Below are 26,161 nucleotides of genomic sequence, written 5' to 3' on the forward strand. Positions count from 1 at the left end.
TTTCTTTTTGTTGTCGAGTCATAGGGGCGAGAACAGCGCTTCCAAGTCGGCCTCGTCGAAGCGCAGTTCGCTCGTCGCGCCGCCATCGAAGACGGCGCGCGCGAGTTCGGCCTTGCGCGCCTGCAAGGCCTGGATTTTCTCTTCGACCGTGCCCGCGCAGATCAGCCGGTAGACGAACACCGGCTTGTCCTGGCCGATGCGATACGCACGATCGGTGGCCTGCGATTCGACCGCCGGGTTCCACCACGGATCGTAGTGGATCACGGTGTCCGCGGCCGTGAGATTCAGGCCCATGCCGCCGGCCTTGAGGCTGATCAGGAACACCGGCGCTTCGCCGTTCTGGAAGCGCGCGACCACCGCTTCGCGATCATGCGTCTGGCCGGTCAGCATCAGGTGCTCGATGCGCTGAGCCGTGCAGGCTTCGGCGATGAGGTCGAGCATCTCGGTGAACTGCGAGAACACGAGCACGCGCCGGCCCTCGTCGACCACGCCATGCAGCATCGTCAGCAGCAGGTCGAGCTTGGCCGACTGCGGCACGCGCCGGGCGCCTTCGAGCTTGACGAGGCGCGGATCGCAGCAGACCTGGCGCAGCTTGAGCAGCGCATCGAGCACGATGATCCCGCTGCCTTCGACGCCACGATCGCTGACGACCTCGCGCACGCGCTCGTGCTGCGCGAGGCGCAGGGTTTCGTAGAGCTCGCGCTGGCGGCCTTCGAGTTCGACGAGGCGCTGGATCTCGGTCTTCGGCGGCAGATCGAGCAGCACATCTTCCTTGCGCCGGCGCAGCATCAGCGGGGCGATGCGCCGGTTGAGCTTGTCGCGCACTTCGGCATCGCCATGTTTTTCGATCGGCGTGCGGTAGTGGCGCACGAAGCGCTTCTCGTCGCCGAGCAGGCCGGGTTCGACGAGATCGAACTGCGCCCACAACTCGCCGAGATGGTTCTCCATCGGCGTGCCGGTCATCGACAGGCGGCGCTTGGCGCGCAAGCTGCGCGCGGCCTTGGCCGCGAGCGTGCGCGCGTTCTTGATCGCCTGCGCCTCGTCGAGTATCAGCAGCGCGAAACGCTGGGCCGCGAGCGCCTCGCGATCGCGGCCCAGCAAGGGATAGGTGCTGATGACGAGATCGACGTGCGTGATCGCCTTGAACTTGCGCTTGCGATCGTTGCCGTGCAGCACGAGCACGCGCAGGTCGGGCGCGAAGCGCTGCGCTTCCGCACGCCAGTTGCCGACCAGGCTCGTCGGGCAGATCACCAGCGCCGGGCCGGCTTCGCCGCCGATGCGTCCGCGCTGCTTCTCCGACAAGACATGAGCCAGAACTTGCACGGTCTTGCCGAGGCCCATGTCGTCGGCGAGGATGCCGCCGATGCCGGCTTCGGCCAGAAAGTTGAGCCAGCCGAGACCTTCGCGCTGATACGGACGCAGCTGTGCGTTGAAGCCCGGCGGCGCATCGGCGGCGGCCGCATTCGCACGCAGGGTTTCGAGCGTCTGGCGCAGGTCTTCGCCGCCCTTGCGCAGCACGCCGTTGCGCTCGATCTTGTCGAGCACGCCATGCTCGAGCTTGCTCAGGCGCAGGCGGCCGTTGTCGGCTGGAGTATCGAGCCATTCGAGCAGCGGTTCGAGCAGGCCGCGCAGGCGCGACAGCCGCAGCGGCACGCGTCGGCGCGCATCGATGGCGACGAGCCAGACCGCGTCCTCGGCCTCGTTGCGCAGCGGGCGCAGCGGAAAATCCGGATCGGCGATGAGCTTGCGCAGGATCGGCAACAGGTCGACGCGCTGGCCGTCGACATCGATGCCGAGGCTCAGGTCGAACCACTGGTTGTCGCCCTGCTCGACGTCCGCGCGCCAGGCATCGGGTTCACCCGTCACCGCATACGGAAACGCCGCGTCGAACTCGAGCTTGAAGCCCGCGGCCGAGAGGCGCGGCAGCAATACGAGCCAGTGATCGGCGTCGGCGAGTTCGTCGTGCGCGCGTTCGAACACGTAATCGCCCGCGACGAAGCCCGGGCCAAGCGGACGGATGCGCGTCGAGATCAGCCGTGCATCGGTCAGCCTCAGATGTTCCAGCGCTTCGCGCGCCTCGTTTTCGAGCGAGCGGCTGCGGCGCAGCTGCACGTCGTGCCCATCGGCCGCGTGCCGCGTCTCGTGCAGATCGCCTTCGGCCGAAATGCGCCAGCCGCCGTAGTCGAACGACAGCCGCGCATAGGCGGCCGTCGCGCGCAGCGTGTGCTGGCGCACGGTGCGCAGATAAGGCTGCTGGCGCAGCGTGAGCACCGCGCGCGGTACGGCTTCGATCTCTTCGATGTCGCCGCGCTCGCTCATCCGCCTTCCCTCAATGCGGCGTTGACGCGATCGGCGGTCGGCGAACCGACGGCCTTGAGCTCCTGCGCGAACGAGGCCACGCGCCATTCTTCGAGCAGCCAGCGCGCCGGATGAAACGGCGACGGCAGCCTGGCCGCGAGCTCGCGAATCGGAGCACTCAGTTCGACATCGCGCTGCGGCTTGTTCGGTAGGCGTTGCAGGCGAATGTCGGCCGCGCGCAGCCAGACCGCGACGCGCGACCATTGCGCTTCGGGCAGCGCTTCGATGAAGCCCGGCGCGAGCAAGGTGTCGATCTGCGCGGCGATGTCGTGCAAGGACTCGGGCCAGCGATTGCGCTGCTCGCGGATCGCGCGGCGCAGCGCGTGTGCGCTCTGCAGCCAGCCGACGACATCGTCGAGCAGCTTCACCGCGAGGCGGCCGAAATCGCCGCGATGCTGCAGCGCATCCTTGAACGCGGCCTCGCTGCGCAGCGTCGCGAGCGGCCAGCTTTGCCCGGCGGCGCGGCGCGCGACGGCAATGGCGAGCACTTCGGGCGCATGCACGCTACCGACGAGCGTGAGCCCGAGCTTGGATCTGGCGGTCTTGACCAGATCGCGCACGCGGTCGGACAGGCGCGCAAGCAGCAGCTCGCGCACGCCGATCGCATGCGCGGCAGCGGCCGCGGCGGGCGATTCGAACAGCGCGAGGCGCACTCGGCCTTCGCCGTGGCCGGCGATGGCGTTTGCCGGCACGCGTGGGAGCGCGGCGACCGGGACGTCGTTCGGGGTCGTTGCGTTCGTGGTGGCGGCCGCGCTGTTCACGGCGGTTTCGGCTGCGCGCTTCGCTGCCGGCGCAATCGGCGCCTCGGTCGGCAGCGTGCGGCCCGAGAGCGCGGAGAACAGCGCGGACCGCATGCTGTCGTTGCGACCGGCACCGTTGTTCGAGGTGGCGGCGGGTGGGCTGAGTTTCGAGCGTGCTGGCGCCGCCGAAATGGCAGCTGGTGGCGCCTGCTTGTCCCCTCTCCCGCTTGCGGGAGAGGGTCCCGGCGCAGCCGGGGGGAGAGGGACTTTCGTCGATCGAGCATCCGCGTTTCGGGCAGCCCCTCTCCCGGCGCCTGCGGCGCCACCCTCTCCCGCAAGCGGGAGAGGGGACAAGCCGTTCTTGCCATTGGCTGCACGCGTTGCGACGTTCTCCACCGTCAGCGCCGGATACGCCCGCGCTCCGCTCGCCAGATCCACATACGCCGGCAGATCACCGAAATCCCAATCGCGCACCTCGTCTCGCGTCCAGCGGCGCGCATCGTCGTCCCGCCTGGCCGTATCGGCGAGCGCCTTGCGCGCGGGCTCGGCGTAGCGCTGCTTGAGCTCGGCGAGCGAGCCGGCCTTGGCCATCTGCTTGCCGTGCGCATCGCACAGCACGAGCGTCGGCTTCAAATGCGCGGGCAGCTTGCTCTCGTCGAAATCCTCGGGCTTGAGCGGTACGCCGGTCATCGAGCGCATGTGCGCGCAGATGGCGACGAGGAAGTCCTTGTGCTCGGCCTCGTCGACGCTCTGCATGCGCGAGGCGAGCGCGTTCGCATACTCGGCGGCCGGCGTGCATTGGCGGCGCAGCTGCATCGGCAGGCTGCGGATCAGCGCTTCGATGCGCTGCGCGCGCAAGCCCGGCACGAGCCAGTCGAAGGGCTCGTCGGGCAGCTCGTAGAGCATCGTCAGCGGAACGTGGAAGCTAACGCCGTCCTCGTCCTCGCCGGGCTCGTGCTGATACGTGAGTTCGAGCGTGTGGCGGCCGATGGCCAGCAGATCGGGGAACAGCTGCTCGACGTCCGCGTTGGCACCGGGCTTGAGCACGTCGGTCTCGCTCATGCGCAGCACGCGACCCGGATCGCCCTTGTCCGCACTGGCCTGGCGCAGCCAGATCTTCAGGTTCGACGCGGTGCAGACGTCGGCCGGAATGCGCTCATCGTAAAAGGCGTAGCGCTGCGCTTCATCCGCGAGCAGATCGGGGCGGCGCAGGCGCGCTTCCTTGTCCTCGACTTCGGCGACGAGCTTGAGGTTGTCGGTCAAAAAGCGCGGCTTGGCCGTCCACTGCCCGCGCACGAGGCCTTCGAGAATGAAGATGCGCCGCGCCTCGACCGGATCGATCGAGCCGTAGTGCCGGTTGCGCTTGAGCAGCTGCAGGCCGAACAGCGTGTGGTATTCGGTGCATTGCACGTCGCCGCGCTCGGGATTCCAGACCGGATGCGTGACGGTTTTCTTGACCAGGTGCTCGCCGACATCGGCGAGCCATTCGGGCCGCACGTCGGCATTGATGCGCGCGAACAGCTGGCTGGTCTGCGCGAGCTGCGCGGACAGCACCCACTCGGGCGGCTTCTTGGCGAGCGTCGAACCCGGAAAAATGCGAAAGCGCCGTCCACGCGGGCCCTGGAACTCCGGGCGCTCGTTCTTCTCGGCCGGCAATCTCAGGCCGATGTGATCGATCAGGCCGGCGGCGAGGGCCTTGTGGATCGGGGGGTAGAGCTCTTCGAGCTTTTCGGGACTCCAGCTCCCCTCTCCCGCTCGCGGGAGAGGGGAAGAAGCGGCTGCTTGCGTGGACGGCACGCGAACCAGGTCGCGAATCTGCCGCCACACCGCCTCCCACTCCTCCATGCGCAGATAGCTCACGTAATGCTCGCGGCAGAGCTTGCGCAGCGCACGGTTCGACGAGTCCTCGCCCCACTGCTGCCAGAGACGCCAGAGGTTCAGCAGCGTGTAGAAATCGGAGCGCGCGTGGCGCCAGAGCGCGTGCTTCTGCCGCGCCTGCGTCTGCTGGTCGGGCGGCACTTCGTGCGGGTCCTGCACCGACAGCGCGGCGGCGAGCACGCAGACGGCGTCACGCTCCGCGCCTTTTGCAGCGGCGACGATGCGCGCGATGCGCGGATCGAGCGGCAGGCGCGCGATGTCGCGCCCGAGCGAGGTCAGCTTGCGATCGTCGTCGAGCGCGCCGAGCGTCTGCAGCAATCGGTAGCCGTCGGAGACGTGGCGATTCTCGGGCGGGTCGACCCACGGGAAGTCATCGACGTCGCCGAGGCCCAGCGAGGCCATCTGCAGGATCACGCCAGCGAGGTTCGAGCGCAGGATTTCGGGGTCGGTGAAAGCGTCGCGTCCGAGGAAATCCTGCTCGGAATACAGGCGCAGGCAGGTACCCGGGCCGACGCGTCCGCAACGGCCCGCGCGCTGGTTCGCGGCGGCCTGGCTGATCGGCTCGATCTGCAGCTGCTGCACGCCGAGGCGCGTCGAAAAGCGATTGATGCGCGCGGTGCCGGTGTCGACCACGTAGCGAATGCCCGGCACGGTGACCGAGGTTTCGGCGACGTTGGTCGCGAGCACGATGCGCGGCGCCGAGCCACGACCGAACACGCGGTCCTGCTGCTCGGCCGGCAGGCGCGAGTACAGCGGCAGCACTTCGGCGCGCGGAAAGCGTCCGGGCAGCGAGCGCGCGAGGTCGCGGATTTCGCGTTCGCCCGGAAGAAACACGAGCACGTCGCCCGGCCGGCCGCCGCCGGACCAGAGTTCGTCAATGCCGTCGGCGACCTGGCCTTCGAGATCGAGTTCGGGATCGGGCTCCTTGTAGCGGGTGGTGACCGGAAACGTGCGGCCTTCGACGAGCAGGATCGGCGAGGGCGTCTGCTCGCCGCCGAAATGCTTGGCGAGGCGCTCCGGATCGAGCGTCGCCGAGGTGACGATGAGCTTGAGGTCGGGCCGGCGCGGCAGCAGGCGCTTGAGCCAGCCGAGCAGAAAATCGATGTTGAGGCTGCGCTCGTGGGCCTCGTCGATGATGATCGTGTCGTAGGCCGTCAGCTCGCGGTCGCGCTGCAGTTCCGCGAGCAGGATGCCGTCGGTCATGAGCTTGATCAGGCTCGCATCCGAGACACGGCGGTCGAAGCGGGTTTCGTAGCCGACCAGCTGGCCGAGCGGGGAGCCGAGTTCCTGCGCGATGCGGTTCGCCACGCTGCGCGCCGCGAGCCGGCGCGGCTGCGTATGGCCGATCAGCCCGCGCGTGCCGCGCCCGATGTCGAGGCAGAGCTTGGGCAGCTGGGTGGTCTTGCCCGAGCCGGTTTCGCCGCACAGCACGATGACCTGATGCTCGGCGATGGCCTTGGCGATGGTCTCGCGGGCCTGCGACACCGGCAGGTCGGGCGGGAAATCGATCACGGCCGGCTTCAGCCGCAGGCGGTTCTCGGCACGCAGCACGGCGGCCGCGAGGTCGCGCTCGAAGCGGACCGCGTCCACGCTCTGGCCGCCGGCCACGCGACGCACCAGGCCGTCGAAGCGGCGCAGGTCGGCGACGAGCAGGCGCTCGCGCACCGGCGCCAGCAAGGCGAGCAGCTGGCTGCGCAGTTCAGCGGTGGGCGAGGTTCGTGGAGTAGACAAAAACGAAGGGCCGTGAAGAGTGTCGAGAAGGCTGTCGTACGGACACAGAGCCGGGCATTCTCGCTCGTGGCACTGAATGGAATCCAGCTGGAGATGGCGGCGCCGATGTCACCATTCAATACGCGACTCGATACCGACCCCACCGCGGACGAACTTGCATGCTCTTGATTGCACTGGCTTTGCCGACTCGCACCGGGGTGGCGGAATGATCCGCGCGGGGCGCTGGCTGGGCGCCGCGCTGCTGGTCGTGCTGCTCAGCGGCTGCAGCAGCTTCGGGCTCATCTACAACCGGCTCGACACCCTCGTGCACCTCGAAGTGGGCCGCTATATCGACCTCACGCCATCCCAGCGGGCCGATTTCGACCTGCGTTTCGCCGAGCTCTGGCGCTGGCACCGCAAGACCCAGCTCAAGCTCTATGCGGACGATCTGCGCGAGTTCGCCGAAACCGCGGCACTGCCGGTCTCGGCCGACCAGGTCGAGGCCCTGACCGAACGGCTGCGCGCGCATACGGTGCGGCTCGCGAACCAGTCCTTCGACGGCTTCGCCTCGGCCGTCGCCACGCTCAACGACGCGCAGGTCGACGATCTGCTGTCCGAGCTCGCGGCGCGCAACGCCAAGGAGCGCAAGAAGGCGCTCAAGCTCGACGACGATCAATGGCGCGAAAAGCGCGCGGACGAATCGATCGAGCGCCTCGACGACTGGGCCGGTTCGGTCACGCCCGAGCAGCGCCAGCGCATTCGCGAATGGGCCGCCGGGCTCGTGCGCAAGCTGCCGCCGGCCGATGCCTCGGCCTTGCAGCCCTTGCGCGAGCTGCTCGCCGGGCGCGGCGAGCCCGAGTTCCGCGAGCGTCTGGCGCGCTTGTTCATCGATCCCGAGCTCGCGCCCGAGGACCGGGCCGAGCTCGAAGCCGAACGCGCCGCCCGCAGCGCGATGCTCGCCGACCTCTCCGAACTCGCCACCGACGCCCAGCGTCGGCATCTGCAGAAGCGGCTGCTCGAAATCGCCCGGGAGCTCGACGGGCTCGCGGCCCGGCCGGTTTGAGCTTTTTTTCCTTCTTCCTCCGGGAAAGGGTCAGGGTGAGGGCTTTTCCGGCACAACCAGGCTTCGCTAATCCTGCGAGTCCCTCATCCGCCCTTCGGGCACCTTCTCCCGGCGGGAGAAGGGAGCAGCATTACGCCGCGGGCAGATCGAACAGCAGCAGCTCCGCGTCGGTCTCGGCGGTCAGCCTGAGCTCGCTTTCGTCGGCCAGCATCAGCGCATCGCCGTCGGACAGCTCGCGCTCGCCGAGCTTGATGCTGCCGCGCGCCACGTGCAGATAGTGCGGGCGCTTCGGGTTCAGCGCCTGACTGAGTTCGGTGCCGGCCGACGGCCAGGCGATCAGCAGGCGGGCGTCCTGGTGGATCGAAAACGGCGCGTTCTCCGCGGCCGGGGCGACGACGGTCGAAAAGCCCTGGCGCAGCGCCTCGTGATCGAGCGGCTTCTGCTGGTAGCCGGGCGCCACACCGCCGACGTTCGGGGTGATCCAGATCTGCAGGAAATGCACTTCGTCGCGCGTCGAGGCGTTCATCTCGCTGTGGGTGATGCCGCTGCCGGCAGACATCAGCTGCAGCTCGCCGGGCTGCAGCGTGGAGCCGCCGCCGGTGGAATCGCGATGTCCGAGGCTGCCGTCGAGCACGTAGCTGATGATCTCCATGTCGCGATGCGAATGCGGCGAGAAGCCGGCGGCCGGGTCGACGCGGTCGTCGTTGATCACGCGCAGGGCCGAATAGCCCATCCACTTCGGATCGTGATAGCCGCCGAACGAGAACGTGTGGTGGCTGTCGAGCCAGCCGTGCTGCACATGGCCACGGTCGGCGGCGGAACGAATCTGCTGCATGGTGGTTACTCCTTCAAAAGTCCTGAAGTGCAATTTAGGCTCTGAAAGCCAGCCTTGAAACCGGAATGTTCTGACCGGATCATTCAATCTGGTTGAACCACCAAGACCCCGCATGCGCCTGAGCCTGGACGCCCTCGAAACCCTCGACGCGATCATCGAATCGGGCAGCTTCGCGCGCGCCGCCGAGCGCCTGCACCGCGTGCCGTCGGCGCTGACCTACACGGTCAACAAGCTCGAATCCGACCTCGGCGTCGCCATCTTCGACCGCAGCGGCAAGCGCGCCGAACTCACGCCGGCCGGCCATGAACTGCTGGCCCAGGGCCGCGACCTGCTGCGCCAGGCCGAAACGCTCGAACGCCGGGTCAAGCGCGTGGCGCTCGGCTGGGAGACGCAGCTGACGATCGCCTACGACGAGGTGCTGCCGATCGAAGGCCTGTTCGACCTCGTGCGCGAATTCGACGCGCTGGCCAGCGGCACGCGGCTGCGCTTCACGCAGGAAATCTTCGGCGGCACCTGGGATGCGCTGATCGACAAGCGCGCCGACCTCGCGATCGCCGCCCCGGGCGACGCACCGGACGGCTTCGGCCTGCGCTCGGTCGAACTCGGCCGGCTCGACTTCGTCTACGCGGTCGCGCCCACGCATCCGCTCGCCGATGCGCCCGAGCCACTGCCGGCGGCCGTGATCGCGCGCCATCGCAGCATCGTCGCGGCCGACAGCTCGCGCCGCCTGCAGGCGCGCAGCCTCGGCGTGCAACCGAACCAGGACACGCTGATCGTGCCGACGCTCGCGGCCAAGCTGCAGGCGCAGATCGCCGGCCTCGGCGTCGGCTACCTGCCCAGACACCTCGTCGCCCCGCATGTGGCGGCCGGGCGGCTGCGCATCAAGGCGGTGGAAGAAGATCGCGATTCGGCGCTGCTGCGCGTGGCCTGGCGCGCAGGCGACGACGGCAAGGCGCTGGCGTGGTTTCGCGAGCGGGCGATAGGGATCGGTTTGCCGAGTGGTTCACGACTGGCATTGGGCGCCTCCGACTCCAGTGCCAGCTAAGGCCGATATCCACGTAGCGAATACGAGCTGACAGCCTTTTGGGCCCAGCGGCTAAAGAAGACACTTCAACATCTAGCTACTAACACAACGACACGAGGCGCACGACCATTGACGGTAACGTAGTGTTGCGCATTTAGCCTTCAATCAATTCGCATGGGGCCGAATCACTTCCATGACATGCTGATAGTTTGCGCATGGCTTGTCTTTGAGTTGCAGGTCCGGTCGTTCACGCTCAAGCCATTCGAAGAACCCCAACATATGAGCTGACGTGCGCTCTCCTGTCGGTCGAGACAGCCACAAAGCGAGTATCCGATCTACGGTCAATTTTCTAGCGTTCATTTTGCGGTTTCCTAAGCTAATCAAACTCTGCCGGCAGTGGCGGCGAAGGCGACGGCGGTAGGTTTGACGTCGAAATGAAGTGCTCTTTCAAAGGATGGCTGCACACCAGCTCACTCTGTGGGTTTCCGAATATGCCGTGCTGACAGCTAGCTATCGTCTCAACAAAAGTGTCTCCTGCTACCCTCGCTTTTACTTCTCGCCAACAGAAGCCAATGTCATGGCCGTAGCGATTTTCGACTGTGTTTCCTAATTTCCATTTAGGCTCCGACTCGTCGGTGAAAGTACAACCTCTCCCGCCTGTTTCCGCGCAACGGTCTAAAGCCGCTTTGTTGTAAGCCGCAACCTCAGTCGCATTTAGCCCGCAAGTTTTTTTGGAAAGAAATAGATAGGAGGCGCCCCAACCACCGCGAGTGAAAGCGAAATATTTACTGGTGTCTATGTCGATAGCAGAGCTGTTGGCAGCGAACGAGTAAATGCTAATGCCTAAGATAAAGTGTGCGGCTACATTCATTTGCTCGACCTCTGCTCGATATTGAATAAAGCTGTAGCACTTTTTCCTAAAGCGGGTGGGTAACAGGATTCTGAAATGTCATGCATCACGTCTTTCCCTCTGCGCGCCGCGAGCGCTTTTCCGACGACCTCGTCTACGAGACCCTGGATCGAATTACGCTCATCTCTGGCCCAATCTTTCAGCTCGCGCCAACGCTGTAGGGACACTCGGTAAGTAAGTGCTATCAAGTCTTGGTTGTTCTTCTTCATTGGTGCTCCGAATTGATTAGAAGTACGCGGTCATCCTTTGATAACGGCGTAATCGTGGCGTCACGACGAGGCGGCAGCCATATCAAGATGCCTCCAAGCATTACAAGCTTGGCATGCCGTGCATGAGCGCATCAGCACACTGAGAATAATCAGATTACTTGAGCAACCACGCCCTTCTCTCCACGGAAAATTTAGTTTGTCCTGACCGCCTTGGTCGCCTATTGGTCGAAGCTCCCAGCTGAATCAGCCTCGTAGCCCGGGGTGAAACCCGGGTTGCAACCGGGCTACGAGAGCTGATGAAAAGATTCAATGCGCAGCGTGTTCCTCCGCAATCCCGAGCCAGGTCACGCCGCTCGGCGCGAAGTCGAAGCGCAGGCGTTCGCGCTGGGCCAGCGTGTCGAGGTCGATCACGGCGATGCTGCGATCGGCCGGGTCGGTCACGAAGGCGAGGTCCTCGGACTGGCTCAACGTGATCACCGGCGGCTGGCCCTCGGCGAAGCTCGTGATTACCGGCAGCGAGCCGAGGCTGGCCCAGCCGTTCTCCGGATCGAGCACGCGCAGCGTGCCCGCGCTGTCGAGGATCAGAAAGCGCTCGCCTTCCGCGTCCATTGCATGCGCGATCCTGGTCACCGCGGCGCCGGCCGACCAGTCGACGCGGCTCATGCTGCCGGCGGCCGGATCGATGGCGTAGAGATCGTTGCCTGCGAAGCCGCCGAAGCCCGCGAGATCGTGATGTCCGACCACGGTGCCGATGCGCGCGCCAGCCGCCATGCCGGCGACGTTGGCGATCTTGCTTGCCGTGAACGCTTCGCCGTTCTGCTCGACCACGAGCACGCCGTCGGTGCAGCCGAACAGCGTGTAGTCGTCATTCGAGAAGCTGCCATGCAAACCCGGGCAGGGCTCGGCGATGCGTTCGACGAAGTCGTAGCTCGCGACGTTGCGCCTGTACAGATCCACCGCGCTCGGCAGCGTGCTTTCGGTGCCGGCTTCGCGATGCGTGGTCAGCAGAAAATTACCGCGCGGCTCGGCGGTGCCGTGCATCGCGATCGGCAGGTCGAGCTTGGCTTCCGTGGCCGAGCTGCCGAGGCTCGCGTCGGAAAATACCGTGACGCCTGCGTTCTGCGAGGTCGCCGCATTGCCGTCGTGAAACAGCGCGGCGAGCGTGTCGTGCACTTCGTAATGCGTGGGGCGCGCACCTTGCAGCTTGAGCGCGAGCAGCAGCGGATCTTCGGCGTAGTCGTGCAGATGATCGCCGTGATCTTCCTGCCACAAGCCGCCGTCGACGAACTGCACCTGATCGCTCGTGCGCTGCAGCAGCACGGCGTAGCGGCGATCGGGACTCGCGTAGATCGCACTCGCCGCGAAATCGAGCGTCAGCGACTTGAGCGTGCTGCCATCGTCGAGATTGACGACATGCGCGGTGGCGGGCGAAGCCTGGCCGACCACGAGGCGGCCTGCGGTCTCGACATGATCATGATCGTGATCGTCGACGGGAGGCAGCGTGTCCTTGTCGTTGCAGCCGACGAGCGCAAGCAGGGCGGCGGCGAACACGGCGGAAAGCGGGGAACGGGCGAAAGTGTTGCGGGACATGGATGTGTACTCCAGATAGAGAGATCGAACCGGGCGCGCGAAGGCTCCTCGGCGCCCGCAGGCCGATTCGAAGAAGCGGTGTGAATTACGGGATGAGCGTCAGACCGGTGGCGTGAAGTCGATGCGCAGGCCCGTGAAGATCGAGCGTCCGGGCAGCGGCGCGACGTCCTTCAGGAACGAAGTGCTCAGGCGAATCTTCTCGTCGAGCAGGTTGCGCCCGCGCAGGTAGAACGTCGCCTGCGCAGCGCCGAACTTGAGCACGTAGCCGAGATCGGCCGACAGCAGGTCGTAGCCCGGCGTATCGGTTTCGAGCGCGGCCGTGCGCTCCTGCCGCAGCGTGCGCTGATACGAGATGTCGCCCGTCAACGCCCCGATGCGCGCATCCGCGCCGATGCCTGCGCGCGCCGGCGTGATGCGCGGCAAGTCACCACCACTCGTGAACTCGCCACGCACCACGTCGCCGAACGTGCGCAGATTGAGCTTGAGCGGCCCGCTCGTGAGCAGCTTGTAGCCGGCCTGGATTTCGGCGCCGTAGAACTCGGCGTTGCGCTGCCGATGATCGACGAGCAACAGCTCGCCTTCGGCATCGAATTGGCCGGATTCGTCGACCCGATCGGCCAAGCCGTCGCTCGTCGCGGTGCCGCTGCCGTCCGCATCGAGGCCGGCGTCGACTTCCTGCAGGTAGACGTAGCGGTTGATGCGGTTGTAGTAGACGCTGCCTTCCCAGGTGAAGCGACCGCTGTCGCGCCCGAGCGTGAGCTCGAGGTTGTTCGCGGTTTCGGGATCGAGCGACTGATCGCCGCGCTCGAACGAGCTCGTCGCCAGATGCGGACCGTAGGCGTAGAGCTCTTCGGTCGACGGCGCGCGCTGCGCACGCTGCGCGTTGAGGCGCAGATGCAGGTGCTCGCCGAGCGCGAACGCGCTGCCGGCCGACAGGCTGTACGTGGTGAAACCCTGATCGCGCTGTACGAACGGCGCGTTCGAAACGCCATCGATCTCGTGTTCGACACGATCGACGCGTCCGCCGAGTTCGAGCCTGTGGCCCTCGCCGAACGGCCGCTGCTCGACGAGGAACACGCCGAGTCCGCGCGTCTGGGTCGGTGGCACGAAGGCTTCGGCGCCGACGGCCTCGAAATCGCGATCGGTGAGCTGCAGGCCCGTCACGCCTTTCCAGGCACCGAGCGGCTCGTGCGACAGCTGCAGGCGCGCCTCGACTTCGGTGACATCGAACTGCGTGCCGATGGCGCCGCTCTGCTCGATCTCCTTGTGCTGGTAGTCGTTGACGCCGATACGGGCTTCGAGTGCTTCGAAGCCGCTCAGCGGCGCGTAGAGCTTGCCGCGCAGATCGACACGCGTTTGCTTGAGGTCGATGCGCACGCCTTCGTGGCTGTGGCCGGCTTCTTCTTCCTCCTCCTCGCCCTCTTCGTGCTCATGCCCATGCTCGTGCGCATGGCCCGGAACGCCGTAGTTGGTTTCGAAGCGTGTCACCGCCGCGCCGAGCATGCCGCGACTGCCGACGAAGGCCGTCGACGCGCCGTAGCTTTCGGTGCGCAGGCTGCTGTTGTCGAGGATGTTGAAGCTGTCGGCTTCTTCGTGCGCATGATCGTCGTGCTCGTCTTCCTCGTGCGCGTGCTCGCTCTCCTCATGCTGGCGCGTGGCGAAACCGGGCACCGAAAAATCGCCGGCCGTGCGCAGCGAATACTGCGTGCCGAACTGCCACTGGCCGAGTCCGTAGCGCAGCTTGGCCGAGCGCGTCTTCTCATCCGCATTGCTGCCGTACGAGAAGTTGCCGCCCGCGCGCAGGCCCGGCGTGACGGCGTCGGGCAGCCGATCGTCGACCACGTTGACGAGGCCGGCCGAGGCGCCGCCGCCATAGATCAGCGTGGCCGGGCCCTTGATGATTTCGATCTGCTCCGCATTCTGCGGATCGACCGCCACCGCGTGATCGGCGCTGATCGACGAGGCGTCCATCGTGCCGATGCCGTTGTCGAGAATCTGCACGCGCGGCCCGCCCTGGCCGCGAATGACCGGACGGCCGACGCCTGGACCGAAGCTCGCGTTCGAAACGCCCGGACGATCGGCGAGCACATCGCCGATCGTTCCATTGCGACGGCGTTCGAGCGCTTCGCCGGACAGCACATCGACGGGTTGCACGAGCTCTTCGGAACTGCGCTTGAATGGACTCGCCTCGACGACGATGGTCGGCACCGCCGTGTCGTCGTCTTCGGCCTGCTGAGCGTGCGCGGGCAGGCTCCAGCTCAGGGCGAGCGCGAGCGAGCTCAAGCGAAACACGGGTAGCGAACTTCGAGATGAAGTGGAGGGAGATTGAAACGGCAGCGCAGCGATGCGAGCGCCAGATGCTCGCATGCCCGCTGCAGGCGCATGAGCGCGATGCAATGCGGACGACATAGAAATCGATCCTCGAATACGGCGAACGAACGCGCGGAGCTAGGGCTGCTCGCAAGCAAGCCTGTCGATCCGTGCAGATGTTGGTACTGGGCGGCGAGCCGCGTTCGCAGCTGGCTTTCGCAAGCGTGCGGGCGCAGGGCCGCCAAGGCGCAGGCCGTGAGGAGAACCGCTGGTTCAATGCCGCGCAGCAACTCGCACGATCGTGCGAATGCGCAGGCTAGGGCGAAGGTCTTCTCAGGCCGGGATGGCCGAAGGAGGACCGCGAATGAAGCAGGTGACGCAGCTCGCGACCGAGACGAGTACGGGTGGCGCCGCATCGGGCACTTCGTGCGAAGTCGGCACGAGCGTGATCGCGATGGCCGGCGGTAGCGCCGTGCCGAGCGACTGCACGTGCGAGCACAGATGGCAATCCTGATGATCGGCCGCCAGCGCCGGATGCTCGAAGGTATGCGCGGCCAGCAGCCACTGACCCAGCAACAGGGCCAGAGCGAGAAACAGCTTGCGGGCGGAGGTCAGGCGCATCGGCGATTGAGCGGGTCGCGGCGATGGATTTGCACGAGAGGACACGAAGTGTCGCGGCTTTCCGTCGAATTGCGCAAGTCTCGGAACCCAGAGATGGACTCCTGAAACCAAATCTTCGGGGTGCTGTCAGAGCGGCGATCGGCTGCATCGGCGATGCACCGGTATCGATCGACCACGCGACATCCTCGACCCAGCGCCCCTACACTGACGCCATGCGTCGCCGCCTTCCTCCGTTCCTGCTGCTGTTCGCGCTGCTGCTCACGCAGTGGCTGTCGGTGGCGCACGCGCTCGAGCATCCCGCGCTGGAACCCGAAAAGGCCTGTGCGATCTGTCTGTTCGATTCGGGGCTCGATTCGGCCGCACCGCTGCCGGCCGCACCGCTCATCGCGCATTGCTTCGGCACCGAAGCGCCGCCGGCGATCACCGCCAGCGCGACCGCCGAACTGCGGCGCGCACGTCCACGCGCTCGCGCTCCGCCGTCCTTCCTCGCCGCTTGATCCGCTTTCGTCACTACGGCGAGGCGCGCTGACGCGTCTCGCCGCGGTTTCTGATTTCATCCGGCGTGCAGCAGGCCTTCACATCCGATCGAGCGTCGACGCTCGCATTCGTCGGTGGCCGCGTGCGCTTTGCGAGGACTTTTTCCATGTCGCCGATCTTTCGCCGCTCCGCATTCATCACTTTTCGACGCTCCGCCTTTTCGAGCGCGCTTTCGTTGGCCTTCGCCGCGCCCCTCCACACCGCGTTCGCGGCCGATACCGACACGAATGTCGCCTCGAACGACACGAGCGCGGTACCCGAAATCATCGTGACCGCCGATCCGCTCGCACGCGCGGCCGACGAGCTCACGCAGCCCGTCGAGATCCTCGCGGGCGATGAACTCGATCGCCAGCGCGGGGCGTCGATCGGCGAGACGCTCGAACGCCAGCTCGGCGTATCGACGACCGATTTCGGTCGCGGCGCGGGACGCCCGCTGATTCGCGGCCAGGGCGGGCCGCGCGTGCTCGTGCTGTCCAACGGCGTGTCGTCGATGGATGCAAGCGACGTATCGACCGACCACGACGTCACCATCGATCCGGCGCATGCGACGCAGATCGAAGTGCTCAAGGGCCCGGCGACCCTGATCTACGGCAGCGCCGCGTCGGCCGGCGTCATCAACGTGGTCGACGATCGCTTGCCGGGCTCGGTCACGCCGGGCCTCTCGGGTGAAGCGGGCGGCGGCTACGGCAGCAACGGCGACGAGCGCTTCGGCAGCGCATCGGTCGGCTACGGCTTCGGCGAGTCCGACAACGGAACGCAGCTGCATGCGGACATCGCCGGCCGCCGCGCGGGCGACTACGACATTCCGGGCTATGCCAACGCCGACGGGACCGGCAGCCACGGCGTGCTCGCCAACAGCGGCACGCGCAAGGATTCGGGCTCGGTGTCGGCCGCGCAGTTCTGGGACGGCGGCTCGCTCGCGGCGAGCTTCAGCCGCGTGGTCTCGGTCTACGATCTGCCGGTCGAGGAAACCGCCTTCATCGACATGAGCCAGAGCCGCTGGGACATCGAAGGCCGCTTGAACAATCCGCTGCCCGGCATCGTCTCGCTGCGCCTGCGCAGCGGCTACAACGATTACGAGCACGTCGAATTCGAAGCGCCCGGCGAGCCCGGCACGCGCTTCGAAAACCAGCAGAGCGACACGCGCCTCGAAGCCGTGCACGAAGCCATCGCGGGCTGGCGCGGCGTGTTCGGTGTGCAGTACGGGCATCGCGATTTCTCCGCGATCGGCGAAGAGGCTTTCGTGCCGCCGACGATTTCGACGGGCCTCGGCGTGTTCGTCGTCGAGGAGCGTCCGGTGAATTGGGGCAAGCTCGAAGTCGGCGCGCGCATCGATCGCAACCAGAGCAAGCCGGACGATCTGCCGACGCGCAGTTTCACACCGCTGTCGTTCTCGGCCGGCACCACGATCGACCTCAGCGACGACTACCACCTGAAGGCCTACGCGACACGTTCGCAGCGCTCGCCGGTGACCGAGGAGCTCTACTCGTTCGGCCCGCACGGCGCGACCGAAACCTTCGAGCGCGGCAACGCCGATCTCGACATGGAGACCGCGAACAACTTCGAGATCGGCATCGACAAGCACGCGGGCCGCCTGCAATGGCGTGCGAACGTCTATTACGAGCGCATCAACGACTACATCTTCAGCCAGGAAACCGACCAGGGCCTCAACGCCGACGGCAGCGGCACGGCGAGCTCGGACGGCATCGCCGATCGCGTCGACGACGAAGGCAATTTCGATCCGAACGGCGAGCTGCTGCTCGTGCGCTATCGCCACGCGAACGCGAACTTCTACGGCGTCGAAGGCGAGATCGGCTACGCGCTGCTGCAAGGACCGATCAATCTGCAAGGCCGGCTGTTCGGCGATGCGGCTTACGGCGAACTCTCGGGCGGCGACGACCTGCCGCGCATGACGCCGATGCGCTTCGGCCTCGGCCTCACGGCCGATCGCGGTCCGCTCTCGGGCAGCCTCGATCTGATCCGCGTCGCCAAGCAGGATCGCGTCGCCGCACTCGAAACCGAGACCGACGGCTACACCCTGCTCAACGCCGACCTCGCGTACACGCTGCCGCTGGCGAGCGCGAACACCTCGATCTACCTGCGCGGCCGCAACCTGCTCGACGAGGAAGCGCGCCGCAGCACCTCGTTCATCAAGGATGAGGCGCCGCTGCCGGGCGCGAGCGTGATCGTGGGGTTTGAGGTCAAGCTGCTCTGAGTCGAGCGGCGCGCGGCGGCGCTCAGGGCGGGTTGTGCTCGCGGACGAAGTCGAGCGAAGCCTTGAGCGTCGCCATGCGCGTGGATTCGCGTGCCAGGCGCTGATCCTTGTCGTCGGGGGCGATCAGGGTCACCGGCTTGCCAGCCTTCCGCAGCGCCGCTTCCATGAGCCGGCTCTGCGCGATCGGCACCACGGTGTTGCCGCGGCCATGAATCAGCAGCACCGGCACGTCGACTTGCTTTGCGAATTCGACTGGAGAGACGCTACGCAGCTCCGCATTTTTTTCGACGAACCTGCGCTCGAGATCGCGAGCGTATCGGCTGGAGGGATCGAGCCCCAGCGACTTCCATTGCAGGAACGCGGCCGGGTCGGCGACGCCGTCCACCGAAACCGCGCATCGATAAATCTTGCGCTGCAGACTGACGCCAGCCAGCGCCGCGTAGCCACCGTAACCCGTGCCGACGATGCAAACCCTAGCGGGGTCTATGCGCTTGGCGTCGGCCAGTGCACGGACGCCATCGGACAAGTCGGTCTGCATCGACCGTCCCCATTGGCCGTACCCGGCTTCCAGAAACGACCGACCGAAGCCGGACGAGCCGCGATAATTGGGCTGCAGCACGGCGTAGCCCGCCGCCGCATATGCCTGCGCCCACGCGTCGAAGCCCAAGCGATCGCGCGTACCACCCGATTCGCCGACCGGCAGGTCGTGCGGCATCACCACCAGCGGCAAGGCCCGATCCGGCGCGGCGCCCGGCGGCAGCGTCAGCACGGCCTCGATGTCCAGCCCGTCGCCGCTCTTGTAGCGCAGCAGCGACGTGGGACCGACGGCAGCCGGGCCGATGCTGCTGTAGGCGCTGGCGATGGGGTCGGCCTTGCGGTTCGGCGGGTCCACCAGCCAGTAGGTGCCGGAGTCGTCGCCGCCGTCGGTGAAGACGATCATCCGGTCGAAGTCGGGCGTGAACGAGACCAATTCCATCTGCAAACCCGAAAACGCCTTACGCGTCGCCTCATAGCGCGCCTGCAGACGGGCGTCGAACAGCGCAGCGCCCGGTTCTTCGGTGACGAGCGCGCCGAGAAGCAGGCCGGTCTCGGGATCGAACAGCGGCTTTTCGACGCTGCGATCGCCGAACAATGCTTCGGACCGGCCGCTGGCAACCTCGACTTCATGCAAGACGACGCGTTCGCCGGTTCTGTCGCTCACCAGCACGTGATCCGCCGTGCGTCCAAGCCCGAGCAGCATGACTTCACCCGCAGACACCTGCTGGCGCTGGAATCGGTGCTTGCCCGTCTTGCCTTCGAACAGCGCCCAATCGCCGGATCGGCCGTCGTGTTCGGAATGCGCGACCACCTCGCCCTGCGGCGTCAACGCCCAGTCGTAGAAACGCTGGTCGCCGTAGGCGAGCAGAGCGGCCTTGCCGTCCGCGAGATTGACGCGATAAAGGTTGCGGCCGAGATGTTCGGGGTCGGGCCCCAGCCCGCCATCGCCACGGCGGATGTAGGCCAGGCCGCCGAAATAAGCGAAGCGCTGACCGCCGACCTCGCCGCTGCCGTAGCTGCCCAGGACCACCTTGCCCACCGTGCTGGCTTTATCGAACACCCCCGCCGATGTCTGTTTGAGCAGATCGACGTCGAGCACGCTGGTGAGCTCGTTGTCCCTGGCGCTGTAAGACGGTTGCCGATAGGTGGTGCTGACCGTGACCAGCAGGTGATCCTCGCCGGCCCAGTGCAGGTTGAGGACCTTGGCGGTGTCGATATCGGTCGCGAACAGGGGCTTGCCGCCGGCCTCGACGACACCAAGCCGGCGCTTGTCGCCCGCCACCGTAATGAAGGCGTAGCGCTTGCCGGAGGGCGCGATACGCAATAGCTCGACTTCGGGAAAGCGTCCGTAGACGGACGGGTCCGGCGCGGCCTGAAGCAGCCCGGACCCCAGCGCGAACAGCACCGCCATCCGGCGCGCCCAGCGGCCGATGCATTTACGTCCCATCGTGTCCCCAATTTGCGGCTCGCCGCACGAGCAGGGCGCCGTCCCGGCGGTGCCTGCGTTCGAACCTAGACCCAGCCGAAACGCCGCAGCAGCCCCGCGAACAGCACCACGAAGCCGCCGATCTCGGCGATCGTCAACGTCGCCATGAATAGCAGCAGCGCATGACGCGGTAATGGCAAGGCCCCGATGCGATGGGGGCGACGAAACTGGTTGTCGGTATCGCCGAGCAGGCCGTGCAGCACGTAGCCGCCGATCGCGAGCGCGAAGAAGGCCAGCGGAGCCGCCGTTGCCCAGAAGTTCACCGGCTCGCTCCAGGCCGACAGCCCCGCGAACACCGCGATCAGCAGCGCCGCGAAGCTGTAGAACAGCGCGGCGCGGTGGGCGATGTCGACGTAGACCGGAGCCTGTGCGGCCGGCGTGCGGGCCATGTGCGCGTATTTCCAGACGCCGGTCAGCAGGCCGCTCAGGAAGAACACGCCCGCCGAGGCCAGCGCGAGCCTGACCGAACCGCCATCCTAGTTGAGCATGAGCATCGTCGAGTTCCTGTGAAAGATGTTTTTATCGATCTATTTAAATATCTTCAATCAATAAATAATCAAGAACACTTGTGACTATTTATATGCTTACTCTGCTAAATTTATTTAAATATCAATTTATGAGATTTAATCTTAGCTTTAACAGGATTGGTTAAGTTTTTAAAACTAGAACTTAGTTTCAGTTATGCATCTTCTATCTCGCACTTTCGTGTGATTATCTAATTCAAAAAACTCTTCATTACAATAAATAATCACTTCCCACTCCGCCGGCTATGTGACAATAGCGGCTCAATGTTGAATATATAGCGATTTAAATATCTTTAGTCGATATTAAATCACGCCGCATGCTCGCACTCGTTCTCTCCGCCATCTCGGTATTCGCCGCTGCGGCCTTGTTCGTCGCCGGGCAGATGCTGCTCGGCACGCAGCTCTCGCTGTCGCTCTCCGCCGCCGGCTTCGGCTCGGCCCATGTCAGCCTGGTACTGCTGTTCTACTCGCTCGGCTTCATGCTCGGTTCGCTGATGGGGCCGCGGCTGATCGGACGCGTCGGCCATATTCGCGTGTTCGCGGCCTTCGCCGCGCTGATCTGCTGCTGCGCGCTGCTGCACGGGGCCTTCCTCGACGACCTGCTGTGGATGGTGCTGCGCGCGATCTCGGGATTCTGCGGCGCGTTGCTGCTGATCGTGCTCGAAAGCTGGATCAATGCGCATGCGACGCCGCAGCGGCGCGGCCGGCTCATGAGCCTCTACATGGTCAATTACTACCTCGCGGGCGCCGGCGGGCAGCTGTTCATCGGCGTGTTCGATACCGGCGATGCGCGCGTCTTCATGCTCGCGGCCGGGCTGCTGGTGCTGTCGTCGGTGCCACTGAGCCTGACCTCGCGGCCGGCGCCGCCGATTCCGGCCTCGGGCCGGCTCGCGTTTCGCGAGCTGTTCGAAGCCTCGCGCATCAGCGTGCTCGGGGCCGCCGCAGCCGGGTTCGCGATGGCCTCGTTCTACCAGCTGTCGCCGATCTCGGTGAAGCAGCTCGGCCACGACCTCGATACGGTGGCGCGCTACATGGCGTTCGCGGTGCTGGCCTCGATGGTCCTGCAGTACCCGATCGGCCGGCTGTCGGACCGGCTCGACCGGCGTCGCGTGATCCTGGGCATCTCGATCGCGGTCGGCGCGGCCTCGCTGCTCGCGGCGACGCTCGGGCAGCTGTCGCTGGCGATGCTGTTCGCAGCGAGCATGCTGTTCACGGCCACCGCTTCGTGCCTCTATCCGGCCTGTCTCGCCCGGCTCAACGACCGCACCGCCGGGCGCAATCCGGTGGCCGCCAACGCCAGCCTGCTGCTCTGCTACGGCATCGGCCAGTGCGTCGGCCCGCTGTGCAGCGCCGCGCTCATGGGCCTGATCGGCCCGGGCGGGCTCTACGTGTCGATCTTCCTGGTGCTGGCGGCTTATGCGGCCTACAGCTTGCATCGGCTGCGCTTCGCCGATACCGCGGTGATCGACCAGCAGCCCTACCTGCCGATGTCGGCCGACTCGACGCCGGTCATCGTCAACGTCGAGACGCCGCCGCAGAGCGCGCCGCCGCAGACTCAGCAACAATAGAAAGATGAACGCCAGCCCAGCCGCGCAACAAAGAACCCTCGCCAACGACCGCTTCCTGCGCGCCCTGCGCCGCGAGCCCGTGGATCGCACGCCGGTCTGGATGATGCGCCAGGCCGGCCGCTACCTGCCCGAATACCGCGCGAGCCGCGCCAAGGCCGGCGGCTTCATGGACCTGTGCCGCAACCCCGAGCTCTGCTGCGAAGTGACGATGCAGCCGATCGCGCGCTACGGCCTCGACGCCGCGATCCTGTTCTCGGACATCCTGACGATTCCGGACGCGATGGGCCTGGGCCTGTCGTTCACCGAGGGCGAAGGCCCGCGCTTCGAAAGCCCGCTGCGCACGTCCGCCGACGTCGACAGGCTCGGCGTGCCGGACCCGGAAGGCGAGCTGCGCTACGTGATGGACGCGGTGCGCAGCATTCGCGCGGCGCTGGGCGACTCGCTGCCGCTGATCGGCTTCTCGGGCAGCCCGTGGACGCTCGCGACCTACATGGTCGAAGGCAGCGGCAGCAAGGAATTCGCGAAGATCAAGGCGATGGCCTATGGCGACCCCGATCTGCTCGATCGCCTGCTCGCCACGCTCGTGCAGTCCGTGACCCAGTACCTGCTCGCCCAGATCGCGGCCGGCGCCGACGCGGTGATGGTGTTCGATACCTGGGGCGGCGTGCTGCCACCGGCCACGTATCGCCGCCACTCGCTCGAGCCGATGGCGCGCATCGTCGCCGCGCTGAAGGCCAAGGCGCCCGGCATTCCGGTGATCCTGTTCACCAAGAACGGCGGCCAGCACCTGTCGCAGATGGCCGATACGGGCTGTGACGCCCTGGGCGTCGACTGGACCACCGATCTGGCCGATGCCCGCGCGCGCGTCGGCGGCCGTGTCGCCCTGCAGGGCAACCTCGACCCGACCGTGCTGTTCGCCAAGCCCGAGCGCATCCGATCAGCGGTCGCCGCGGTATTGGAGAGCTATGGGCCGGGCAGCGGCCACGTCTTCAACCTCGGCCACGGCATCCTGCAGCACACGCCGCCCGAGCACGCCGGCGCGATGATCGAAGCGGTTCGCGAGCTGAGCCCGGCTTATCACCGATAAGAACGGCTGCTGGGACGGCTGGCCGACGGCCGCCGGAGTTTTCGAGCAGGAGGTCGCATGCTGTCGATGCTATTGCCGGCGCCGCTGATCGGTGTGCTGACGGTTTGCCTGATGCTGGTCAACCTGATCGGCATCGGGGCCGTGCTGGCGCCCGGAATCCTGATCAAGGCGCTGGTTCCGATTCCAGCGGTCCGCCGCCAGGCGACGCGCTACCTGCTCGCCATCGCCGATCTGTGGGTGCTCTTCAACGGGCTCATTTACCGGCTGTTGCAGGACGTTCGCTGGCAGATCGAGATCGATGGCCGGATCGAGCCGGGCCGCAGCTACCTGATCGTCTGCAATCACCAATCCTGGGCCGACATCCTCGTGCTCGCCGACGCGCTGCACGGCCACACCTGGTTTCCACGCTTCTTCCTCAAGCGCGAACTGATCTGGGTGCCGATCGTCGGCGTCGCCTGCTGGGCCCTGGACATGCCGTTCATGCGCCGGCATTCGCGCGAAGCCGTGGCCAGAAACCCCAGGCTGCGCGAAGACGACCTGCGCGCGACCCGCGAGTTCTGCGAGAAGTACCGCAGCGAGCCGATCGCGGCGGTGAATTTCCTCGAGGGCACCCGCATCACCGAGCACAAGCGCCTCGCGAGCGGCTCGCCGTACCGCCATCTGCTCAAGCCCAAATCGGCGGGCTTGTCGTTCACGCTCAACGCGATGGGCGAGCAGTTCGCCGGGCTCGTCGACGTCAGCATCGCCTACAAGCCACCGGCCAAGGCGGGCGGCAGCCTGGTCTGGAGCTGGCTCTGCGGGCAGCAGCAGACGCTGGTGCTGCAGGCCGAAGTACGGCCGATTCCGCAGGCCATGGTCCATGGCGACTACGAAAACGACGCGCGCTTCCGCGCCGATTTCCAGAACTGGGTCAGCGAGCTGTGGGCGCGCAAGGATGCGCGGCTCGACGAGCTCAAGATTCGGGCGAAGGACGGCCTTACCCGTCCGGCGGCGCCTTCCACGAGCCACTGATCGGGGCTGGCGGCGCGCTCGCAGTAATGCGGACTTCTACTTAAAGCGGGGCATTGGCTAGACTGGTGTCACATTCCCCCAGCCTGTCGCAGAGCCCGCCATGAAAATGCTCATCGCCATCATCAAGCCGTTCAAGCTCGACGCGGTCCGCGAGGCGCTCTCCGATATCGGCGTCCAGGGCATGACGGTCACCGAAGTGCGCGGTTTCGGCCGCCAGAAGGGCCATACCGAGCTCTATCGCGGCGCCGAATACACGGTCGATTTGCTGCCCAAGATCAAGCTCGAAGTCGCCCTCGCCCCCGAAACCGTCGATGCCGCCATCGACGCGATCGCCAAGGCCGCGCGCACCGGCCAGATCGGCGACGGCAAGATCTTCGTCTACGACCTCGGCCAGACCGTGCGCATCCGCACCGGCGAAGCGGGCGTCAACGCGGTCTGATCCGCTCGCCTGGTTTCAGCCGTAGCCCCGCGCGGGCTCCGGTGTCCGCTCGATCAGGCGGAAGCGAAAGCCCAGCAGCTGCGGCCAGTCGCCGACCCGGTAGAGCGAGAGGTCCCTGAGAATCACGTCGTCGCCGGGCGGATCGAGATCGATCGCCGCCCGCCGCGGATCGCGAATGTAGGCGCGCAGCGCCGCGCTGGACGCGTCATCCCATTTCCATCGTTCGTGCGCCGCTCGCCGGTCGAGCTCGCCGATGAGCGCCTGCGCGGCCATCTCGGGCGACAGCTGCAGTTTGCTCGCCCAATACTGCCGGTAGCGCGGCATCAGCCCGCGATCCTCGATCTCGAGGTTCAGCCTGCGCAGGCCGATCTGGTCCGGAGCCCGCTGCAGCCGGCCGAGGTCCGCGTCGAGCTGCAGGCCGAAGCGCAGATTGGCGAAATCGGCGCCCTGCGCATCGCCGTCGAGCAGTAGCAGCCCCGAAGCCGCGACCTGCCGCCAATGCAGCCGTCCATCCAGATGCAGCGCGTCGTAGCCGAGCGAAGCGAGCGCCGGCGGAGCCTGGCGACCGCGCAGGCGATAGGCGTCTTCCATCGGCAGCGCGAGATCGGTGTAGCGCAGGCGCAGCTCGGCCAGGCTGCCGTCGTCGGCGAAGCTCGGACGGTCGAAGTCGAGCCGTCCGATGCTGAGCCGGTAGCCGAGCGGCGTACCGAGCGCAGCCTGCGTAAGCCCGGTCGGCTCGAAGCTCAGCTTCCACACCGAGCCGCTGCCCCAGAGCCAGACCCAGATGCGCTCGTAATGCAGCCGGCCATAGCCCTGCCATTGGGCGGCGATCTGCTGGGCGACGAATTCGGCGCGCTGCAGCAGCCACCACTGCGCCGCGCCGGCGGCGATGCCCGCGAGCAACAGCAAGCGCAGCAGCAAGGCACCCAGGCTCACGAGTACGCTCCGGCGGAGAACTGCGGACGATTGTAGGATCGGGCGATGCGGTCCGGTCATCGTCGCGGACGATCCGCTCGTCCAGGCCCGACCGGCGGCCAACCCGCCTGTCGCCACACTCGGAGCACCATGCGTCCAAGTCCCCGCCACTGGCTGTTCGTCACGCTGCTCGCGCTGGCCGTGCCGGCCGCGAACGCCGGCGTCTACAAGTGGGTCGACGCGAAGGGACAGACGCATTACGACGATCGCAGCGTCTCGGGCCAGCTCGTCACGCGCGAAGTCATCAACCAGCGCGTGATCGCGGCCGCGCCGGATTGGGCAAGCGCCGCGGTGCCGGCCGATTACGCGCAGCGGGTCGGCGCGCGCTGCGCGGAGCTCGGCGCCCGGCTGCAGGCGTATCGCTCGGCCGTGCAGCTGTTCGGCCGCGATCCGGACGGACAGGTCTACGCGATGTCGAGCAGGCAGGCGGGCCTGGCGATCGCCGAAACCAAGCGCGACGCCCGGCTCTATTGCGCGCCGGACGCCGCTCGCCAGCTATATGCCCAGGGCAGGACGCCCTGAGCCGAGCCGTCC

At 66.5% G+C, this 26,161-nt stretch carries 20 protein-coding genes; 9 read left to right on the forward strand and 11 right to left on the reverse strand.

What is annotated here, in order from left to right:
• Nucleotides 1-18 precede the first annotated feature (18 nt).
• Together AC3WUM_RS09780 and hrpA are read right to left on the reverse strand one after the other, a co-directional pair.
• The gene (locus AC3WUM_RS09780) at nucleotides 19-2,319 is read right to left on the reverse strand and encodes a DEAD/DEAH box helicase (protein WP_492410069.1); all 2,301 of its coding nucleotides are present in this window, start codon (nucleotides 2,317-2,319) and stop codon (nucleotides 19-21) included.
• Nucleotides 2,316-6,707, reverse strand: a complete 4,392-nt coding sequence (gene hrpA / locus AC3WUM_RS09785; protein ID WP_492410070.1) for an ATP-dependent RNA helicase HrpA — start codon at nucleotides 6,705-6,707, stop codon at nucleotides 2,316-2,318. Before hrpA ends, AC3WUM_RS09780 begins: the two co-directional genes overlap by 4 nt.
• Before the next feature lie 205 nt (nucleotides 6,708-6,912).
• Here hrpA and AC3WUM_RS09790 point away from each other — a divergent pair, with 205 nt between their 5' ends.
• Entirely contained in the window at nucleotides 6,913-7,749 is an 837-nt protein-coding gene (locus AC3WUM_RS09790; protein WP_492410071.1) for a DUF6279 family lipoprotein, read from the forward strand.
• A 130-nt stretch (nucleotides 7,750-7,879) separates the two neighbouring features.
• On the opposite strand, the gene AC3WUM_RS09795 is transcribed toward AC3WUM_RS09790, so the two are convergent.
• Nucleotides 7,880-8,584, reverse strand: a complete 705-nt coding sequence (locus AC3WUM_RS09795; protein WP_492410072.1) for a pirin family protein — start codon at nucleotides 8,582-8,584, stop codon at nucleotides 7,880-7,882.
• Between the two features lie 112 nt (nucleotides 8,585-8,696).
• Here AC3WUM_RS09795 and AC3WUM_RS09800 point away from each other — a divergent pair, with 112 nt between their 5' ends.
• Nucleotides 8,697-9,629, forward strand: coding sequence for a LysR family transcriptional regulator (locus AC3WUM_RS09800; RefSeq protein WP_492410074.1), 933 nt, complete (start codon nucleotides 8,697-8,699; stop codon nucleotides 9,627-9,629).
• Between the two features lie 846 nt (nucleotides 9,630-10,475).
• Here the strand turns inward: AC3WUM_RS09800 and AC3WUM_RS09805 are convergent.
• The 4 genes from AC3WUM_RS09805 to AC3WUM_RS09820 form a co-directional block, all read right to left on the reverse strand.
• A complete protein-coding gene (locus tag AC3WUM_RS09805) occupies nucleotides 10,476-10,727 on the reverse strand; it encodes a hypothetical protein (protein WP_492410075.1) in 252 nt (83 codons plus the stop codon).
• Nucleotides 10,728-11,033: 306 nt separating this feature from the next.
• Nucleotides 11,034-12,317, reverse strand: a complete 1,284-nt coding sequence (locus AC3WUM_RS09810) for a hypothetical protein (protein WP_492410076.1) — start codon at nucleotides 12,315-12,317, stop codon at nucleotides 11,034-11,036.
• A gap of 99 nt (nucleotides 12,318-12,416) precedes the next feature.
• Entirely contained in the window at nucleotides 12,417-14,609 is a 2,193-nt protein-coding gene (locus AC3WUM_RS09815; protein ID WP_492410077.1) for a TonB-dependent receptor, read from the reverse strand.
• 351 nt (nucleotides 14,610-14,960) lie between these two features.
• A complete protein-coding gene (locus AC3WUM_RS09820; RefSeq protein ID WP_492410078.1) occupies nucleotides 14,961-15,248 on the reverse strand; it encodes a hypothetical protein in 288 nt (95 codons plus the stop codon).
• Between the two features lie 212 nt (nucleotides 15,249-15,460).
• On the opposite strand from AC3WUM_RS09820, the gene AC3WUM_RS09825 reads away from it, so the two are divergent.
• Nucleotides 15,461-15,745, forward strand: coding sequence for a hypothetical protein (locus tag AC3WUM_RS09825; RefSeq protein WP_492410080.1), 285 nt, complete (start codon nucleotides 15,461-15,463; stop codon nucleotides 15,743-15,745).
• Between the two features lie 13 nt (nucleotides 15,746-15,758).
• On the opposite strand, the gene AC3WUM_RS09830 is transcribed toward AC3WUM_RS09825, so the two are convergent.
• Nucleotides 15,759-16,052 (reverse strand): hypothetical protein, encoded by a 294-nt coding sequence (locus AC3WUM_RS09830; protein ID WP_492410081.1) that lies wholly within the window; start codon nucleotides 16,050-16,052, stop codon nucleotides 15,759-15,761.
• Between the two features lies 1 nt (nucleotide 16,053).
• Here AC3WUM_RS09830 and AC3WUM_RS09835 point away from each other — a divergent pair, with 1 nt between their 5' ends.
• Entirely contained in the window at nucleotides 16,054-18,000 is a 1,947-nt protein-coding gene (locus AC3WUM_RS09835; protein WP_492410082.1) for a TonB-dependent receptor, read from the forward strand.
• A gap of 22 nt (nucleotides 18,001-18,022) precedes the next feature.
• On the opposite strand, the gene AC3WUM_RS09840 is transcribed toward AC3WUM_RS09835, so the two are convergent.
• Both AC3WUM_RS09840 and AC3WUM_RS09845 read right to left on the reverse strand, forming a co-directional pair.
• Nucleotides 18,023-19,948: an alpha/beta hydrolase family protein gene (locus tag AC3WUM_RS09840; protein ID WP_492410083.1), complete on the reverse strand. Its 1,926-nt coding sequence runs from the start codon at nucleotides 19,946-19,948 to the stop codon at nucleotides 18,023-18,025.
• Between the two features lie 101 nt (nucleotides 19,949-20,049).
• Nucleotides 20,050-20,460: a hypothetical protein gene (locus AC3WUM_RS09845; protein WP_492410084.1), complete on the reverse strand. Its 411-nt coding sequence runs from the start codon at nucleotides 20,458-20,460 to the stop codon at nucleotides 20,050-20,052.
• Nucleotides 20,461-20,864: 404 nt separating this feature from the next.
• Between AC3WUM_RS09845 and AC3WUM_RS09850 the strand changes: the two genes are divergently transcribed.
• From AC3WUM_RS09850 to AC3WUM_RS09865, 4 genes are all read left to right on the forward strand, one after another.
• Complete coding sequence (locus AC3WUM_RS09850) at nucleotides 20,865-22,115, forward strand: MFS transporter (RefSeq protein ID WP_492410086.1); 1,251 nt, start codon at nucleotides 20,865-20,867, stop codon at nucleotides 22,113-22,115.
• 4 nt (nucleotides 22,116-22,119) lie between these two features.
• Nucleotides 22,120-23,202, forward strand: a complete 1,083-nt coding sequence (gene hemE, locus AC3WUM_RS09855) for a uroporphyrinogen decarboxylase (protein WP_492410088.1) — start codon at nucleotides 22,120-22,122, stop codon at nucleotides 23,200-23,202.
• Between the two features lie 57 nt (nucleotides 23,203-23,259).
• A complete protein-coding gene (gene yihG, locus AC3WUM_RS09860; RefSeq protein WP_492410090.1) occupies nucleotides 23,260-24,213 on the forward strand; it encodes a 1-acylglycerol-3-phosphate O-acyltransferase, YihG family in 954 nt (317 codons plus the stop codon).
• A gap of 100 nt (nucleotides 24,214-24,313) precedes the next feature.
• The gene (locus tag AC3WUM_RS09865; protein WP_492410091.1) at nucleotides 24,314-24,652 is read left to right on the forward strand and encodes a P-II family nitrogen regulator; all 339 of its coding nucleotides are present in this window, start codon (nucleotides 24,314-24,316) and stop codon (nucleotides 24,650-24,652) included.
• Nucleotides 24,653-24,667: 15 nt separating this feature from the next.
• On the opposite strand, the gene AC3WUM_RS09870 is transcribed toward AC3WUM_RS09865, so the two are convergent.
• Nucleotides 24,668-25,588: an aq_1923 C-terminal domain gene (locus tag AC3WUM_RS09870; protein ID WP_492410092.1), complete on the reverse strand. Its 921-nt coding sequence runs from the start codon at nucleotides 25,586-25,588 to the stop codon at nucleotides 24,668-24,670.
• A gap of 129 nt (nucleotides 25,589-25,717) precedes the next feature.
• On the opposite strand from AC3WUM_RS09870, the gene AC3WUM_RS09875 reads away from it, so the two are divergent.
• Entirely contained in the window at nucleotides 25,718-26,149 is a 432-nt protein-coding gene (locus tag AC3WUM_RS09875; protein WP_492410093.1) for a DUF4124 domain-containing protein, read from the forward strand.
• Nucleotides 26,150-26,161: the final 12 nt, after the last annotated feature.

The sequence above is a fragment of the Hydrocarboniphaga sp. FW305-C-57 genome (assembly GCF_058783045.1).

Coding starts and splice junctions, on each gene's coding strand:
- AC3WUM_RS09850 (WP_492410086.1), top strand. CDS start 20,865: ATGCTCGCACTCGTTCTCTCCGCCATCTCGGTATTCGCCGCTGCGGCC.
- AC3WUM_RS09780 (WP_492410069.1), bottom strand. CDS start 2,319: ATGAGCGAGCGCGGCGACATCGAAGAGATCGAAGCCGTACCGCGCGCG.
- AC3WUM_RS09820 (WP_492410078.1), bottom strand. CDS start 15,248: ATGCGCCTGACCTCCGCCCGCAAGCTGTTTCTCGCTCTGGCCCTGTTG.
- hemE (WP_492410088.1), top strand. CDS start 22,120: ATGAACGCCAGCCCAGCCGCGCAACAAAGAACCCTCGCCAACGACCGC.
- AC3WUM_RS09800 (WP_492410074.1), top strand. CDS start 8,697: ATGCGCCTGAGCCTGGACGCCCTCGAAACCCTCGACGCGATCATCGAA.
- AC3WUM_RS09810 (WP_492410076.1), bottom strand. CDS start 12,317: ATGTCCCGCAACACTTTCGCCCGTTCCCCGCTTTCCGCCGTGTTCGCC.
- AC3WUM_RS09875 (WP_492410093.1), top strand. CDS start 25,718: ATGCGTCCAAGTCCCCGCCACTGGCTGTTCGTCACGCTGCTCGCGCTG.
- AC3WUM_RS09830 (WP_492410081.1), bottom strand. CDS start 16,052: ATGATTTCGGGTACCGCGCTCGTGTCGTTCGAGGCGACATTCGTGTCG.
- AC3WUM_RS09865 (WP_492410091.1), top strand. CDS start 24,314: ATGAAAATGCTCATCGCCATCATCAAGCCGTTCAAGCTCGACGCGGTC.
- AC3WUM_RS09840 (WP_492410083.1), bottom strand. CDS start 19,948: ATGGCGGTGCTGTTCGCGCTGGGGTCCGGGCTGCTTCAGGCCGCGCCG.
- yihG (WP_492410090.1), top strand. CDS start 23,260: ATGCTGTCGATGCTATTGCCGGCGCCGCTGATCGGTGTGCTGACGGTT.
- AC3WUM_RS09805 (WP_492410075.1), bottom strand. CDS start 10,727: ATGAAGAAGAACAACCAAGACTTGATAGCACTTACTTACCGAGTGTCC.
- AC3WUM_RS09790 (WP_492410071.1), top strand. CDS start 6,913: ATGATCCGCGCGGGGCGCTGGCTGGGCGCCGCGCTGCTGGTCGTGCTG.
- AC3WUM_RS09795 (WP_492410072.1), bottom strand. CDS start 8,584: ATGCAGCAGATTCGTTCCGCCGCCGACCGTGGCCATGTGCAGCACGGC.
- AC3WUM_RS09825 (WP_492410080.1), top strand. CDS start 15,461: ATGCGTCGCCGCCTTCCTCCGTTCCTGCTGCTGTTCGCGCTGCTGCTC.